We start from the raw sequence: 16,069 nt of genomic DNA on the forward strand, positions 1-16,069 counted from the left end.
CCTAGTGAGCGGCAGGCGCCCCTGCCGCGGCCTCTGCGAGGGCGGGCGCCAGGTTCTCCTCGCGGATGCGCCGGTCGACGTAGAGCAGGCTCACGACCAGCTGCGGGAAAGCGGCGGTCAGGGCCTGGCCGATCAGCAGGGCGACGAGCCCGAACGCCAGCGAGGTGATGACGATCGTCAGAGCCGCACCGCTCGTCGACGCGTCGTCCGTGAGGCTCGGGCCGATGACGTTGAGGAACGAGAACGGCAGCTGGACCACGTAGCTCGCCACCGCCGCCATGCCGTGGGCCAGCAGCGATATGCCGAAGATCCGCCACCAGTCGCCCCGCACCAGCTGCGACGAGCGGGTCAGTGCCGCGACGGCCCCCTGCCCCTCGAAGACGGCGGCGGCCGGGGCGAGGCAGAACTTCACCCAGAGCCAGACCGCCGGCGGACCCGTCGCCAGCGCGCCGAGGAATCCGAACAGGATCAGCCAGCCGAACTCGCCGGCGTGTGACGAGAGGGTGATCAGGGTGACGATCAGAGCGATGAAAGCGGTCCCGATCAGCAGCAGCGGAACCGCCACGATCAGCGCGGTGATCAGGACGGCGCCGAGCACCGACCAGACCCGTCGCACGCTGTGGCGCCACACCCTGCCGAACGTCGAGGGGTGGCCCAGCACCGCGTCCTGGAGGACGGCCGGGCAGCTCGCGCAGATCAGCGCGTTGGCCACGAGCACCACGAAGAGGCCGAAGACGTAGACCGCGCCGAAGGTGTACACGAGCGGCGCGACGTCGTCCCAGCCCGGCGAGACGTCGGAGTCCAGCACACGGTCCAGCCGGTCGGCGTGCGCCGTGCAGGCGATCGCGATCGCCGAAGCGATGGCCACGAGCGCCAGGCCGTATGCGGTGAACGCCGTGCCGAGCAGCTGCTTCCAGTGACGGCCGATCGTCGCGAACGCCCCGCCCAGGATGTCGCCCAGGCGGAGCGGCGCGAGCGGTACGACGCCCGGCTTGGGCGGCGGCGGCACCCAGCCGCCCCAGCCGGGCGGACCGGAGTAAGGCGGCGTGCTTCCGTACGACATCGAATCGTCCCCCCGAGTGGCTCCACGGTGCTGCTGCTGTCCGGACGGCACACCGTAGCGCCCGGCAACTGAGACCCATTGGCCCGGGTGCCGCCTCGCCGGTTAGGTTTTCTGTCATGACCGACACGTCTTCCGCACCCCGTACCACCGGCGCCGTCGCCGCCGGACTCGCCACCATCACCGACGACGGCGTTGTTCTCGACACCTGGTTCCCCGCGCCCGAGCTCGCCGCCGAGCCCGGTCCGGCCGGCACCGAGCGGCTGACCGAGGAGCGGGCCGTCGAACTCCTCGGCGCGGCGGCCGCGAAGGCCGTCGGACCCGACGCGCGCCGTGGCGTCGAGGTCGTCGCCGTGCGCACCGTCATCGCCTCGCTCGACGAGAAGCCGCTGGACGCCCACGACGCCTATCTGCGTCTGCACCTGCTCTCCCACCGGCTGGTGAAGCCGCACGGGCAGAGCCTGGACGGCCTCTTCGGGCTCCTCGCCAACGTCGCGTGGACCAGCCTCGGACCCGTTGCCGTCGACCAGGTCGAGACCGTGCGGCTGAACGCCCGCGCCGAGGGCCTGCACCTGCAGGTCACCTCGATCGACAAGTTCCCGCGGATGACGGACTACGTCGTGCCCAAGGGCGTGCGCATCGCCGACGCCGACCGTGTCCGGCTCGGTGCGCACCTCGCCCAGGGCACCACCGTCATGCACGAGGGCTTCGTCAACTTCAACGCCGGCACCCTCGGCACGTCGATGGTCGAGGGCCGCATCTCCGCCGGGGTCGTCATCGGTGACGGTTCCGACATCGGCGGCGGCGCCTCCACGATGGGCACCCTGTCCGGCGGCGGCAACGTGATCATCGCCATCGGCGAGCGCTGCCTGATCGGCGCGGAGGCGGGCGTCGGCATCGCGCTCGGCGACGAGTGCGTCGTCGAGGCCGGTCTGTACGTCACGGCGGGCACCCGGGTCACGATGCCCGACGGGCAGATCGTCAAGGCACGTGAGCTGTCGGGCGCGAGCAACATCCTCTTCCGCCGCAACTCGGTCACCGGCACCGTCGAGGCCCGCCCCAACAACGCGGTCTGGGGAGGCCTCAACGAAGTGCTGCACAGCCACAACTGAGCAGCGGTTCCCGTCCTTCGTGTGACTCTGCGTAACTTTCCTCGCCGCGGGCCGATGAGCATGCCGGACATGCAGAGTCATACGGTCCACATTCCGGACGGCAGGGGCGAGGAACCGACATGAGGACCAGCAGGAAGACCGGGCAGGCCGCTGTGGCCATGTGCGCGCTGTTCGGGGCGGTGCTTTCGCACGGGGCCGCACACGCCGACGAGACGCACACCGACGCGCACAACGGGCACAGCGTCTCCCTGATCTCGACCGGGCAGATCGACGACCCGCTCGAGGACGTGCTGGAGCACGCCGCGATCCTCGGCAGTACCTACGTGCGCGACTGAGGCACCCCGCCGGGCCGGCGGCCGGTCAGCTCCGCGTATGCCCGCAGCAGCCCGTCGGCCGCCTCGCGTCCGGCGGGCTGCAGCGGTTCGCGCACCGGTCCGGCCGGCAGCCCGAGCGCTGCCAGCAGGGTCTTGGCGGTCACCGTGCCCGGCAGACCGGCCGCCATCATCAGCTCCGCGAGCGGCAGGGTGAGCTGGTTCAGCGCGGTCGCCCCGGCGTTGTCGCCCGCGTCGTAGGCGTCCAGCGCCGCCCGCAGGTGCGGGGCGGCCACATTGGCCACGGTCGACACGAAACCGGCTCCGCCCACCGCGTACAGCGGCAGATTCAGTTCCTCGCAGCCCGAGTAGTACGCCAGCCGGCTGCCTGCGATGACCTTCGAGCTGCCCAGCAGGTCGTACGCGCAGTCCTTCACGGCGACGATGCGCGGGTGCTCCGAGAGCCGCAGCACTGTCTCGGGCTCGACGCGGGTGCCGGTCCGGCCCGGGATGTCGTACAGCATCAGCGGGACCCCGACGGAGTCGGCCACCCGGCGAAAGTGCGCCTCCACGGCGGCCTGCGGCGGGCGGCTGTAGTAGGGGGTGACCACCAGCACCCCGTCCGCGCCGGCCGCCTCGGCGGACCGCGCCAGTTCGACCGTGTGCCGGGTGTCGGCGGTGCCGACGCCCGCGACGACGGCTGCCCTGCCGCCGACCGCCTGCGCCACCGCCCGTACGAGCGCGGTCTTCTCGTCGTCCGAGGTGGTCGGCGACTCGCCGGTGGTCCCGGAGAGCACCAGGCCGTCGCAGCCGCCGTCGACGAGATGTGCCGCCAGCTGCTGAGCGCCGTCGAGATCGAGACAACCGTCGTCGGCGAAGGGCGTGACCATGGCGCACAGGGCGCGGCCGAAGGGAGGGGAGGGGTTCATCCTCGTAGTGTGGGACCGCACACGGCGTAGCTCCAGTTAAATCTTCTTGGGACAACTGTGAAGCAGCGCTACTTGATCCGACCGCGGGGCCCGCAGAGGTGAGCGGACCCCGCGCCTGACACCGGCTACGGGCGGAAACGCAGCACCTGGGGGTCGTGGTCGCTGTCCTGGTCCGCGAACTCCGCGTTGATGTGCACGCTGTCGTAACTGAAGCGGTCGATCGACGGGCTGGTGAGGATCTGGTCCAGCACCTGGCTGTTGCCCTGGTACACGTACGAGTAACGCTCCGACCGCGGAAGGGACTTGATCGCCGGACAGAGGGCGCCGCCGTCCGTCAGGGCCTGCGTCGTGTGGGAGAACTCGAAGTCGTTGATGTCTCCCAGTACCAGCACGTCCGCCCTGTGGTCGGCCTTCAGGATGTCCTTCACGAACGCGTTCACCGCCTGCGCCTGCTTCAGGCGCTGCACCTCGGAGGAACGGATGGGCGGCTGGTGGTGCGAGACCAGCGACTCGTCGCCGCCCTTCGATCCGAAGTGGTTGGCGATGACGAAGACCGTACGGCCGCGGAAGGTGAACTCACCGGCCAGCGGCTTGCGGCTGTCCTCCCAGGCGTCGCTGGCCGGCTCGACACGGCCCGGTGACAGGGTCAGCGCGGCCCGGCCGTGCTCCCGCACGACACCGGTCGCGGTCGTGGCGTCACCGCCCGCGCGGTCCGTGAAGGAGACCCGCTCCGGGTTGAAGAGGAACACCTGACGGATGTTGCCGCCGGGCTGGCCGCCGTCCTGGTTGTTCTCCGGGTCGACGGAACGCCACTCGTACGCCGGTCCCCCGGCCGTGACGATCGCGTCCGTGAACTTCTTGAGCGTCCCCGCGGCCGACACGGTGCCGTCGTTCTTGGCGCCGGTGTCGTCCTGGATCTCCTCGAGGGCGAGGATGTCCGGCGAGGCCAGGTTCTCGACCACGGCCTTCGCCAGGGCGTCGAACTTCTCCTGCGGGTCGGACGGGTCCAGGTTCTCCACGTTGTACGTGGCCACAGCCAGCTCGCCGCCACGCTGCCGCGGGGTCTTCTCGCGCTCCAGGCCGCGGTCGTGGACCGTGCCGAGGGTACGGGCGGTGAGTGTGTAGCCGCCGAACTGGCTGAAGTCCAGGGGGCCTTCCGTGGTGCCCGCGAGCACATCACCCACGTTCGCCTTCGGGAAGGGCTGCTCGGCGAGCGGGATCAGCGACTGGATCTGCAGCCGGCCGGTGTTCTGCGACTCGTACGAGCCGTAGACCGTGCCGCCGCGCCGGTTGTCGTTCTCCCACGGCTTGACCGTCACCCACAGCTCCGCGTGCGGGTCGGTCGCGCCGACCACGCGTGAGGTCCCGATGCGGATGTTGGCGCCCTCGAGCGACTCGTAGTAGTCCAGGGCGTATTCGCGTGGGGCGAGCGGCAGACCGTTGATGCTGCCGCCCGACGCCGGGTCGCCCTCCGGGGCGTACGCGGAGGGCACCGACCAGGCGGAGACGGTGACCGGCTCGGGCACCTCGTTGCCGGAGGAGACCACGGTGACCGTCGGCCGGGTGATCTCCGTCAGCGACTGGTTGCCGGAGGACGTGCCGCCGGGGACGTACTCCGTGACCGTGCCGGAGACGGTGACCCGGTCGCCGACCGCGACCTTCGGTGCCGAGCCGGTGAAGACGAAGACACCCTCGCTGGTGGCGGCGTCGCCGTCGACCTCGGGGTCCTGGAACCAGAAACCCCTGGAGCCGTAGGTCCGCACACCTGTGACGATGCCGGGCACATCGGCGACCTGACGGCCCACCAGCGGGGATATACGGGTGCTGCCCTGGATGTCGTGGATCCGTACCTGGGGGGCGGTGTCGGTGTCCGCCGCGGAGGCGTTCGCGGAGCCCGCGAGCAGGCCCGCGGCCAGCGCGGCGGCGACGACGGCCGCGACGGCGGAGGTTCTCGGTACGACGGAGGAAAGCATCAAGGTTCTCCGGAGGTGAGGGATGAGGGGTCCGCGGGCCGTGTCGGACGGCCGGCAGGTTCTACGCGCGTCAATCTCTTGGCTGAGCAGACCACTTGTCAAGAGCCGACGGGTGTACGGCAACAGAAGGGGCGATGAACCCGAGGGGCGCACCGCCGGGCCTGGCGGGCCTTGGGGCGGGCGCGGCGAAGCGGCACGAATTACGTCTACGCTTGAGCCCGTCCAGTCGCCCACGAGGTCTGTCCGACCCTGATCCACCGGACAGACCCTGGGCCGCCCGGATCCGGTACGCCGCGGAGGAGACCCACCTGATGCCCGAAGACCGCCCCACCCTGCCGCCGGTACGGCTGCACTCGGACGCGGAGCTGGCGCGGGACGCGCTCGCCACCCCGCTGCTGGCCCGTGCCGTACGGCTCGCCCGCTGGGCGGGCCCGCGGACCAGGGTCGGCGTCGGCGGCGAACTCGTCGTCGAGCAGCTGCCGGACGCGGCGGAGGCGCTGGGCCTGGGCGGAGCGGACGACGAAGGCCCCGCATACGCGAGCGAGGCGTGGCGCGTGGCCGTCGACACCGGGCTCGTCGACGTCGAGGAGAGCGCGGACGCCGCAGATGCCGGCGAGTCCGGCGACGCCGGAGGCGTTGTCGCGGGGGCCAACCTGGGGCTCGTCACAGGCGGTTCGCCGCAGGACGTGCTCGGCCTGTGGCTGGACGCCCTGGACGTCGTCTTCGCCGACGCCATCGCGCCCGTGCTCGACGACATCGCCGACGTCATCGACGACGACGGGGAGGTCGACCTCGAAGCGCTCGACTGGGACCCGGAGGCGGAGGCCGCCTTCCTCGACGGAGTGCTCGGCAATCTCTACCTGCTGACGGTCACCGACGGCGGCGCCGGCGAGGAGATCCCGCTGCCCGTGCTCGCCGCGTCGATGATCGTCCCCGAGGACATGGGCGAGCCGACGGACGACGTCCTGGAGCAGGTCTCCGAGGCGATGATGCGCCTCGACGACCAGTTCCGGCTGCTGGAGCCGGTCGGCCTCGTCGAATACCGGCCGGTGGACGAGGCGTTGATGGCGGAGGAGGGTTCCGCCGGCCCGCTCGTCGACGAAGAGGACGTCACCCGGTACGGCATGGTCAGGCTCACCCCGCTCGGGCTCTACGGCGTCAGGTCCCGCCTGCTCGAAGCCGGAGTCGACGCGCCCGCGGTCGGCGACCTCGCGGACAAGGGCGCGGACGTGTTGCTCGACGGGCTCTCCCGGTTCCCCGAGATCTCCGCCCGCGCCGAGACCGAGCAGTGGCTCGCCCGGCGCACGCCCGCCGACGCCGCCCGCGAACTCCTCGCCGCGGCCCGTGGCGACGACCGGGGCGCGCCGCTGCGTCGGCTCCACTGCCAGCAGGGGCTCTCCCTCGTCGGGCTGCCCGCGGAGCCCGCCGTGCGCGACGTCCTCGACGACCCGCAGCTGGGCGGCCTCGCCCGCGTCTGGCTCGCGGAACGGGGCGCGGCGGACGTGCCGCCGCCGCCGGAGTCGATGATCTTCTGGCTCGCGATCGACACGATCGCCGCACAGCTCGAGGCGGGCGGCGAGGCCGCCGACCTCCAGGACCTGGTGGAGGAACTGGTCGGTCGGCACAGCGGGTTCTTCGACGCGGCGTGGCGGGTGGACCACCCGTCGACGGCGGACGTGCTGGAGGCGATGGGGCGGCTGCACCGGGACAAGACCACGGCGAAGGAGGCGCGCAAGGCGGCCTTCAAGTCCCGCTCGGCCCGCTGACGCTCGCGCCCCTCGGTAGCGGGCCGGGTCCGGGGGTGAGGGGGGTCGGATCCGGGGCCGGGAGGGCGAGGGCTCCGGAAGCGGGTCCGGGCGGAGCTCCGCCACTGCGGCGGAGCCGCACATCGGTACGGCAGAAAGGGGCGGGGTGGCGACATCCCAAACCAACCTGCCCCTTCGGGTGGGCACATCTCCCCACCCGCGCCGGCCCCCCGGCGGGAGCGGGACGGTTGGCCGGGGAGGGGACGCAGGGGGCGTGTTCGGGACATAGGGCGCCGGCGGCCACGGCGAGGCGAACACGGAAGGCAGTGCCGGAGCGGCACCCGGGCGCAAGCATGCAGGACGGGGCCACGCCATGAAGCATGAACCCGGTCCGTCGCCCGCCCAAGGGCCCGGTCGCGCCGCAAGCGTGGCCCCCGCCGAGGGCCGGGGTCTTCCGTTTGGATCGGGCCACGCGAGCCCGGCAGGCTCCAGAGGTCCTAGGTGCGCAGGTGGGACGCGCCATTGAGGTCGAGGATCGCACCGGACGACCACTCCGCCTCCGGCGACGCCAGCCACAGGACCGCCGATGCGACCTCGTCCGCCGAGGCGACACGGCCGAAGGGGCTCTGCGCCCGGATGGCGTCGCCCTCGGGGCCGTTCAGACGGTCCGCGACGCGTTCCGTGTCGAAGAAGCCGGGGGCGACGGAGGCGACGCCGATGCCGTAGGGCGCGAGGGACACGGCGAGAGACTGGCCCAGCGCGTGCACCGCCGCCTTTGTCGCGCCGTACGCCGGATGGTCGGGTTCGCCGCGGAAAGCCCCGCGTGAGCCGATGTTGACGATCCGGCCGCCCGTCCCGTCGGAGATCATGCGCCGTGCGGCGCAATGGCTGAGATTCGCCGTGGCGAGCAGGTTCACGGAGACGTGCCGCTGCCAGACGGCGACCCACTCCTCGTACGGCGTCTCCGCGAGAGGATGCCGCACATTGACGGCGGCGTTGTTGACGAGGACGTCGATGCCGCCGAGCCCGGCGAAGGCCCGTTCGGCCACGTCGGCCGCGCCCGACGCGTCGGAGAGGTCGCCGCCCACCAGCACATGGCCCGCCCCGGGCAGGACGTCGAGGGTGCGGCGCGCCTCGTCCTCGCGGCTGCCGTAGTGGACGGCGACCCGGTCGCCGTTCGCCGCGAAAGCGTGGGCGACGGCGCGGCCGAGTCCCCGCGTCGCTCCGCTGATCAGGACGCGGCGTCCGTTGCTGGGCAGATTCATGACAGCGGAGGCCTCTTTCGGTGTCGTACGGCGTTCAAGTGCCGTTTATACGCGGCCACGAGGGTGTGCCACACATCAGCCGGCCGCAAGCGCCCTGAAGGAGACATCGATGTCGCTCACCCGCAGGGAATTCACCAAGCAGTCCGCTCTCACCGGTGCGGGCGTGGCCCTCACCGGTTTTGTCGGCGCGCTCGCCACGGCTCCCGGTGCCCTCGCGGTGGACGCGACGGCCGGGGCCGAAGGCGAGGGCGACGGCCATGGCCGTCTCGGCCCCGGCTACGGCCCCCTGATCCCCGACCCGGCCGGCCTCCTCGCGCTGCCCGCCGGTTTCTCGTACCGGGTCGTGACGCGCACCGGCGTCACCAAGCTGGAGTCCGGCGAGTTCACCCCCGGCAAGCACGACGGCACCGCGACGTTCGAGGGGCCGCGCGGAGTGACCCTGCTGGTCGTCAACCACGAGCTCAAGGGTGAGCGGGCCAAGGTCGCGCACCCCGTGCCGCTCGCCGAGGGCCTGGTCTACGACCCGGCCGCGCCCGGCGGCTGCACCGTCGTGGAGAGCCACCGCAGCGGCCGGATCGCGCAGTGGGTCGGCGTCGCGGGCACCGTGCAGAACTGCGCGGGCGGGTCGACGCCATGGGGCACCTGGCTCACCTGTGAGGAGACCGAGGACAGGGCCGGCAAGAACGGCCTGCTCCACGACCACGGCTATGTCTTCGAGGTCGATCCCTACGACCGCCGCGCAAACCGCGCGCCGAAGCCGGTCAAGGCGCTCGGACGCTACGCGCACGAGGCCGTCGTCGTCGATCCGAAGCGAGGCCACCTGTATCTCACCGAGGACGCCGACACCCCGAACGGTCTGCTCTACCGCTGGGTGCCGCCGCACGGCTTCAAGCACGGCCGCGGACAGCTGCGCACCCTGGCCGACGACGCGGGCGTGCTGCAGGCCGCCAAGTGCTACAACTCCGGCGGCCGTTTCGTCGACGACCTTGCCCGTGCCACGAAGATCGGCACGGTGTACGGCGTGGACTGGACCGAAATCCCCGACCGTGACGCGCGCACCACTTCCGTCCGCAAGCAGTTCAAGGACGGTGAGGTCACCCGCGGCCGCAAGCTCGAAGGCATGTGGTGGGGAGACGGCGGTGCCTACATCGTCTCCTCGTACGCCCGCGAGGAGAGCCCCGGGCAGCACGACGGACAGGTCTGGTTCTACGACCCGCGCCGCCGGACGCTGACGCTGAAGGTGCTGCTCGGCGTGAACCCCGATCCGTCGCAGGACGGCGCCTTCGACGGCCCGGACAACATCACGGTCTCCCCGTACGGCGGGTTGATCATCGCTGAGGACGGCGACGGCGTTCAGCATCTGATCGGCGCCACGGACAGCGGCCGTACGTACCCGATCGCCCGCAACGAGCTGAATGTCGGGACGGCGGACGACCCGGACTACAGCGAGTTCGCAGGCGTCGTCTTCTCGCCCGACAGGCACACCCTGTACGCCAGCATCCAGACGCCGGGCATCATGTTCGCCATCACCGGCCCGTGGAAGCGCCAGGGGCCTGGGCACTGAGGAGCTGCTGCCGGGCGCGCCGAGACGGACGCTGGCGCCGGCGGCCGGATCGATGCGGTCGCCGCTACGGCGGTGCGATCCGGGCCGCGGAGGCCGCCCTCATGCGGTTCGGCACGGCCCCTCGTGGGTGCGGCCCGGCACATCTTCGGTGGGCTCGGCGACGCGGCGTTCCGTGTGGTGCCGCTGATCGAACGGGGGGAGCCGCCGACCGGCCGTGGAAGTGAGGGCGCTCGGGCGTGGCGGGTTGCGGCGCCGGGGGCGCATACTGACAGCAATGACAAAGTCAGCCGGTTCCCGGCGCCACCTGCCCTCGAGCCCCTTCAACCGTCCGCCCCTGGAGGAGCCGCCGATCGAGTGTTACGAAGCGGGGGACAGGGTGTCCCACGATCAGTTCGGTCTGGGGAGAGTCCTTGCCGTGGAAGGGGACAACGCCGCGGTGCTTGTCGACTTCTCCGGCAGACAGGGACGCATCCTCAGTCCGTTCTCCAAACTGGCCAAACTCTGAGCACATCTTCTCGAGCAGTTCCTATGCCGGGGGCGCCCGTCACACAGTGACGGGCGCCCCGCGGCCGTTCAGAGCGCCTGGGCGGCGGGCTTGACCATGCCGCGCACGGTGCGCGACTTCACGAAGTCGCCCATGGCGGTCATCTCCCACTCGCCGGAGAACTGTTTGATCAGCTTGGCCATCATCACGCCGGTCTGCGGCTCGGCGGAGGTCAGGTCGAAGCGGACCAGTTCCTCGCCCGTGGTCGCGTCCATCAGCCGGCAGTAGGCCTTGGCGACCTCGGTGAACTTCTGGCCGGAGAAGGAGTTCACCGTGAAGACGAGCCCCGTCGTGTCCGCCGGCAGCCTGCCCAGGTCGACGACGATGACCTCGTCGTCGCCCGCGCCCTCGCCGGTCAGATTGTCGCCGGAGTGCTTGATGGAGCCGCCCAGGATGGAGAGCTTGCCGAAGTAGCAGCTGTCAAGGTGGTTGCGGCTCGGGCCGTAGGCGATGACGGAGGCGTCGAGGTCGATGTCCTTGCCGCGGAAGGCGGGCTCCCAGCCGAGGCCCATCTTGACCTGGGAGAGCAGCGGCCGGCCGCCCTTGACCAGCGACACCGTCTGGTTCTTCTGCAGGCTGACCCGGCCCTTGTCCAGGTTGATCTTGCCGGTGGCCGCAGGGGCGGCCGGAGGGGCGGCGGGCGGCGGCGGGGTCGCCGCGATCCGCGGGTCGGCGGTTGGGGCGGCGGCGACGGGAGGTGCCGCCGGGGCGGGGACGGCCGCCGGCTCCTCGTCGACGGAGACGCCGAAGTCCGTGGCGATGCCCGCCAGGCCGTTCGCATAGCCCTGGCCGACCGCGCGTGCCTTCCATACGCCGTTGCGCAGGTAGATCTCGACGACGACCAGTGCGGTCTCGGTGCCGAGCCGGGGCGGGGTGAAGGTCGCGATGGCGCTGCCGTCGTCGCCGTTGCGGATGGTGGCGGTGGGCTCGATGCCCTGGAAGGTCTGGCCCGCAGCGTCGGGACTGGCCGTGACGACGATCTTCTCGATACCGGGCGGCACGGCCGCGGTGTCCACCACGATCGCGTCGGGTGCCGTACCGCCGCCGGAGCGGTAGCTGACGCCGGGGCCCTGGGGCTGGTTGTAGAAGATGAAGTCGTCGTCGGAGCGCACCTTGCCATCGGCGGTGAGCAGCAGGCCCGATACGTCGAGCCGCACCGGAGCGGCGACGTCCACCGCCACGCGCGCTGCGGTGAGGGGGATGTTCGAGCCGGGGGTCATAGCTGTCATGACTGGGTAACGAGCGAGTCCGCTTTACCGTTCCCTTACCGTTGTCACCTGTTGCGGGGATGATTGCGCGCCAGGCGCTCATTGCCGAATCTGTAGGCGCCGGTCCAGCGCGCCATCACCAGCTGGGCGTCCCCGGACCCGACCTCCTTAAGGAACTTCTCCGCACGTGTCCCGCGCAGCGTGCCCGCTGTGCGGCCGCGGTGGCTGATGGTGACGGTGCGGTCACCGAGCTGGGTGAATCCGAATCCGAAGGGTCTCGCCATGGCCGTCATCCTGACGGGCCCGCATCCCAGCGGCACGTGGTTTTCCCGGCGCGGGGGCCGGGAGCCGGACACTGAGCAGGGCAGGGGACGCACACCAGCAGCAGACTGAAGACGGCGGCACGCCTGATCGTCTTGTTCATCCCGTACGAGGACGAGCGGCGGGCAGCGGTTCGTTCCTGTACGCCCGTTTTCTCAGGACTTCCTCATGCGGGGGTCCGCGGCGCAGCGCCGGCCGGCCCGCGGTCAGCGGGGCGAGATGAAGCCCGACTCGTACGCCGCGATCACCGCCTGGGTGCGGTCCCGTGCGCCGATCTTGGCGAGCACCGCGGCGACATGGGTCTTCGTCGTCGCTGTGCCCACGCCCATCCGGCCGGCGATCTCCGCGTTCGTCAGCCCGGTGGACATCAGCCGCAGCACCTCCGCCTCCCGCTCGGTCAGCCGCGCCGCCCACCGCGGCGCGGGCGCGGGCCGGGTGCGGCCGTACTCGGCTGCCAGTGAGCGCACGGCCGACGGGAACAACAGGGAGTCGCTGCGCGCGACCAGCCGCACCGCCTGCACCAGTTCCTCGGCCGCGGCCCGTTTCAGCAGGAAGCCGGCCGCTCCGGCTCGCAGCGCGTCGTACACGTACGAGTCGTTCTCGAACGTCGTCACCACCACGATCCGCGGCGGCTCGTCCATCGCGGCGAGGATCTGCTCGGTGGCGCGGATACCGTCGACCTCCGGCATCCTCACGTCCATCAGCACCACGTCGGGACGCACCTCCCGCACCAGGGAAACCGCCTCCGCACCGGTCGCCGCCTCGCCGACGACCTCCAGGTCGGGCTCGGCGTCGAGGATCACACGCAGCGCTGTGCGGACCATCCGCTCGTCGTCGGCGAGGGCCACCCGGACCGTGTTCATCGGCGCCCCTCCAGCGGCAGCCGGGCGGACAGCCGCCAGACCCCTCCCTGCGGTCCGGCCTCGGCACGGCCGCCGAGCAGCGCGGCCCGTTCGGCGACGCCGCACAGTCCGCGGCCGCCTCCGGGGCGCTCCACCGGGGCACGCTCGGGCAGCGGGTTCTCCATCCTGATCTCCAACTCCTCGTCATGTGCGGCGATCCACAGTGTCACCGGTGGGGCCCCGGCATGGCGAAGGGCGTTGCTCAGCCCTTCCTGGACGATCCGGTACGCCTCACGGGAGACCGGCGCCGCCACCGCCGTGAGCGTCCCCTCCTCGTGCAGCGAGACGGGGACGCCGCTGCGGGACAGCAGTCCGGCGAGCGTCGCGAGCGTCGGTCCGCCGAGTTGGTCGGCACCCCCGGCGCCGTCCTGACGCAACAGGCCCAGCACGGCGTCCAGTTCGCCCACCGTGCGCCGGGTGGTCTCCTCGATCGCGGCCAGCGCCTCCCGTACGAACTCCACATCGCCGGCCCGGTCGCTGTCCAGCACCTTTCTGGCAGCGCCCGCCTGCAGGGTGACCGCGGACAGCGCATGGCCCACGGAATCGTGCAGTTCGCGGGCGAGGCGGTTGCGTTCAGCGAGCTCGGTCGCCCGGCGTTCGGCCGCCGCGAGCCGGTCGGCGGGGGTGGGCCCCAGCAGCACCTGCGCCTGGCGGGCCAGCAGCGCCCCGGCGCCGGCGGACGTGGCCGCCAGCGCCAGCAGCATCCCGGTCCCCGTGAGCGGCAGCAGTACCGCCGACCAGACAGAGATCTCGACCTGGAGGTACTCCCGCACCCCGGGGAAAACCGGCGCGGCGATCAGAGCGGCGGCGAACGGCGGCAGTGCGAGGGACGCCCCACTGACCAGCGCCCCGACACCCATGTGCAGGGTGCACCAGCTCGCGGTGCGCACGCGCGCGGCCCGCGTGCGCGCCTGGCCGTGCGCGAGCCGCTCGCCCGGCACCCCGCACAGGGCGCGGGCAACGTCCGCCGACAGCGGCCTGGCCGTCGGGAACAGCCCGGCGACCGCGGCGAGCGGCAGAGCCACGGCGTACGCCCCGAAAAGCAGCGCCGGCGAGGCCGACCACATGTCCTGGGGGCCGCTCAGCGGACCCAGGATCACCATGCCGACCAGCCAGAACGGCATCAACAGCGCGCCGCCGAGCACCAGATGGACCCAGCGCAGCCGCGCCCGCAGGCCGAACAGCGCCCGGCCGGCGGCCCGCCAGGTCGAGCCCGCCCGGGTCATGCGCCACGCCTGCGCAGCAGCAGGGCGACGGCCCAGGTCAGCAGCAGGCCGGAGATCATCTCCCCAGCGTAGGTGAGCATCAGCATCGCGGAGGAGCTCTCTGCCCCGTCGGTCTGAGGCATGAGCGAGGCGAGCAGCATCCAGCCGCCCCAGGCGCCCATCGCGCTCGCCCCGATCCAGGCCATCGTCAGCGGCGGCCGCACGGACAAGGTGGGAAGCGGTCGGAAGGCGAGCAGCAGCACGCCGGTGACGGCGACGGCCACGAACCCGACGCGGGAGCCCTCCAGCAGATAGAAGTCCGTGGTCGGCTCCGCGATCCGGTCGGCCGGGAGCCCGGCCGTCGAGCCGGTGGCCCACAGCACATGCATGGCCGCGGGGAACATGGCCGCCAGGGAGCCCGCGACGGCGCTCGTCCGCATGGCGGAGCCCGTCGCACGGGACGGCAGGTCCCACACCATGCCCCGCAGCAGACGACCCCAGCGGTCCCTGGCGTACAGCACGAAGAGCGCGCCGAGGGCGAGGCCTTGGACGATGAAACCGCCGTAGACGACGTTGAACACCCAGTCGTGGAGGAACGGCTCCTCGGCCGCCTCCTGCATCTTGGTGCCGCCGAAGGCGACGCCGACCCACTGCAGCGGGAAGCCGACCATGATCGGCGCGAGCAGCCCCGTCGCGGCCCACATCGGCACTGCCAGCAGCCGGGTCGGCACGCGCTGCCCCCACGGGCGGGTGAGCAGCAGTACCAGCACCACGACGGCAGCGTCCATCAACAGGGTGACGCTGTTGGCGAAGATCATCAGTGCGCGGTGCTCCAGGAGGACGCTGTCGGCCGGAATGCCGAGGCGGCTGCCCGCGACCCACGCGGTCTTGAGCGCCAGGTACGGAACACAGGCCACGATCGCGACGGCGCGCAGCGTGGACCTGACGGGGCGGGGCTGTGGTGAGAGGCCGGGCCCGGCCGTGCTTGTTGTCATGCCCCCACCCTCCCGCCCTATGCCCCGCGCCACGTCGTGCCGCACGACGATTTCCCTCCGCCTCGCGGCGGAGACACTCCCTGCGGGGTGGACCCGGCCGGGCTGTGTGCGCCGGTGGTGTTCCCGTCAGAGGGCCGGTTGTGACGCACGGGAGTGGTGCCGCTGCGCGCAGCCGTTCCCCTCCCCGCCCCTCCGGAAGCCGGCCTCCACCCGGACCCATGGCTCCACCCCTGACCCCGGACCCCTTCCCGGAAACCGGGCTCGGCCCGGACCCCTTCCCGAGGGCTCCGCCTCCGTATACCGGACCCCGGCCCGGGGCTCCCGCCGCCGCATACCCGGGCGGGGATCGCCGGGGCTGTGGCGCGGAGCTGCCGCGTGCGGAGGCGTCAGCCCCCGCGGCGGGGCCCGGGGCGAGGCCCCGGTCCGGGGAAGGGCGGGTGAGGGAAAGTCACGTGGAGGAAAGTCACCGCCCCAGCGTCAGCAGCACCTCGTCCGTCTCCTCACCGCGCGCGTTCGCGAAGCCCCGGTCCCGTCCCGTCACCATGAACCCGCACTTGCGCAGTACCCGGATCGACCCCGCGTTGTCCGCCGCGGCCCGTGCGTGCAGCGGGCGCACCGGCACCGTGTCCAGCAGTGCGCGCAGCGCCAGCGTGGCGATGCCGCGCCCCCAGTGCGCGCGGTCGATGAAGTACGTGACCTCACGTTCCTCCGGTGGCCCGTACACCGCGGTGTGACCGACCACGGCGCCGTCGGCGACCACGGTCCGCACCACCGCGTCGGATATACGGATCCGTGCCCAGTGGGCGTCGAACGCGGCCCGGTCGGTGGGGTCCTTGCTGGTGAAGGCCGCCATCCGGTTGGATTCCGGGTCACTCATGTGCCCGAAGAAGATCGGCAGGTCGCCGTCGTGGACCTCGCGCAGAACGACGTCCATG

At 71.9% G+C, this 16,069-nt stretch carries 15 protein-coding genes; 5 read left to right on the forward strand and 10 right to left on the reverse strand.

The window, feature by feature from the left end; genetic code table 11:
* Position 1: 1 nt before the first annotated feature.
* Positions 2-1,063 carry a DUF7847 domain-containing protein gene (locus IE198_RS27250; protein WP_189891201.1) on the reverse strand — a complete coding sequence of 354 codons (1,062 nt, stop codon included), beginning with the start codon at positions 1,061-1,063 and terminating at the stop codon, positions 2-4.
* Positions 1,064-1,179: 116 nt separating this feature from the next.
* Here IE198_RS27250 and dapD point away from each other — a divergent pair, with 116 nt between their 5' ends.
* Together dapD and IE198_RS27260 are read left to right on the forward strand one after the other, a co-directional pair.
* Positions 1,180-2,172 carry a 2,3,4,5-tetrahydropyridine-2,6-dicarboxylate N-succinyltransferase gene (gene dapD, locus IE198_RS27255; RefSeq protein WP_189891203.1) on the forward strand — a complete coding sequence of 331 codons (993 nt, stop codon included), beginning with the start codon at positions 1,180-1,182 and terminating at the stop codon, positions 2,170-2,172.
* A gap of 119 nt (positions 2,173-2,291) precedes the next feature.
* A complete protein-coding gene (locus tag IE198_RS27260) occupies positions 2,292-2,507 on the forward strand; it encodes a hypothetical protein (RefSeq protein WP_189891387.1) in 216 nt (71 codons plus the stop codon).
* Here IE198_RS27260 and dapA read toward each other — a convergent pair.
* The gene (gene dapA, locus IE198_RS27265; protein WP_189891205.1) at positions 2,492-3,412 is read right to left on the reverse strand and encodes a 4-hydroxy-tetrahydrodipicolinate synthase; all 921 of its coding nucleotides are present in this window, start codon (positions 3,410-3,412) and stop codon (positions 2,492-2,494) included. The two genes, IE198_RS27260 and dapA, sit on opposite strands and share 16 nt — an antisense overlap.
* 125 nt (positions 3,413-3,537) lie before the next feature.
* A complete protein-coding gene (locus IE198_RS27270; protein ID WP_189891207.1) occupies positions 3,538-5,385 on the reverse strand; it encodes a DUF8508 domain-containing protein in 1,848 nt (615 codons plus the stop codon).
* Between the two features lie 311 nt (positions 5,386-5,696).
* Here IE198_RS27270 and IE198_RS27275 point away from each other — a divergent pair, with 311 nt between their 5' ends.
* Positions 5,697-7,151: a hypothetical protein gene (locus IE198_RS27275; protein WP_189891209.1), complete on the forward strand. Its 1,455-nt coding sequence runs from the start codon at positions 5,697-5,699 to the stop codon at positions 7,149-7,151.
* A gap of 476 nt (positions 7,152-7,627) precedes the next feature.
* On the opposite strand, the gene IE198_RS27280 is transcribed toward IE198_RS27275, so the two are convergent.
* Positions 7,628-8,395 carry an SDR family NAD(P)-dependent oxidoreductase gene (locus IE198_RS27280; protein WP_189891211.1) on the reverse strand — a complete coding sequence of 256 codons (768 nt, stop codon included), beginning with the start codon at positions 8,393-8,395 and terminating at the stop codon, positions 7,628-7,630.
* A 109-nt stretch (positions 8,396-8,504) separates the two neighbouring features.
* Here IE198_RS27280 and IE198_RS27285 point away from each other — a divergent pair, with 109 nt between their 5' ends.
* A complete protein-coding gene (locus tag IE198_RS27285; protein WP_189891213.1) occupies positions 8,505-9,959 on the forward strand; it encodes an alkaline phosphatase PhoX in 1,455 nt (484 codons plus the stop codon).
* Between the two features lie 274 nt (positions 9,960-10,233).
* Positions 10,234-10,464, forward strand: coding sequence for a hypothetical protein (locus IE198_RS27290; protein WP_100106545.1), 231 nt, complete (start codon positions 10,234-10,236; stop codon positions 10,462-10,464).
* A 68-nt stretch (positions 10,465-10,532) separates the two neighbouring features.
* Here IE198_RS27290 and IE198_RS27295 read toward each other — a convergent pair whose 3' ends face one another.
* The 6 genes from IE198_RS27295 to IE198_RS27320 all read right to left on the reverse strand — a co-directional run bounded on the left by IE198_RS27295 (position 10,533) and on the right by IE198_RS27320 (position 16,068).
* Complete coding sequence (locus tag IE198_RS27295) at positions 10,533-11,732, reverse strand: TerD family protein (RefSeq protein ID WP_189891215.1); 1,200 nt, start codon at positions 11,730-11,732, stop codon at positions 10,533-10,535.
* Between the two features lie 44 nt (positions 11,733-11,776).
* The gene (locus IE198_RS27300) at positions 11,777-11,995 is read right to left on the reverse strand and encodes a hypothetical protein (RefSeq protein ID WP_189891217.1); all 219 of its coding nucleotides are present in this window, start codon (positions 11,993-11,995) and stop codon (positions 11,777-11,779) included.
* 243 nt (positions 11,996-12,238) lie between these two features.
* Positions 12,239-12,895, reverse strand: a complete 657-nt coding sequence (locus tag IE198_RS27305) for a response regulator transcription factor (protein ID WP_189891219.1) — start codon at positions 12,893-12,895, stop codon at positions 12,239-12,241.
* Positions 12,892-14,160: a sensor histidine kinase gene (locus IE198_RS27310; protein ID WP_189891221.1), complete on the reverse strand. Its 1,269-nt coding sequence runs from the start codon at positions 14,158-14,160 to the stop codon at positions 12,892-12,894. The genes IE198_RS27305 and IE198_RS27310 overlap by 4 nt, the downstream gene beginning before the upstream one ends.
* The gene (locus IE198_RS27315) at positions 14,157-15,134 is read right to left on the reverse strand and encodes a hypothetical protein (protein ID WP_189891223.1); all 978 of its coding nucleotides are present in this window, start codon (positions 15,132-15,134) and stop codon (positions 14,157-14,159) included. The genes IE198_RS27310 and IE198_RS27315 overlap by 4 nt, the downstream gene beginning before the upstream one ends.
* 463 nt (positions 15,135-15,597) lie before the next feature.
* Positions 15,598-16,068 (reverse strand): GNAT family N-acetyltransferase, encoded by a 471-nt coding sequence (locus IE198_RS27320; protein ID WP_189891225.1) that lies wholly within the window; start codon positions 16,066-16,068, stop codon positions 15,598-15,600.
* Between the last annotated feature and the right edge of the window lies 1 nt (position 16,069).

Origin of the sequence: Streptomyces xantholiticus (assembly GCF_014651015.1) — a bacterium.
Lineage (GTDB): Bacteria > Actinomycetota > Actinomycetes > Streptomycetales > Streptomycetaceae > Streptomyces > Streptomyces xantholiticus.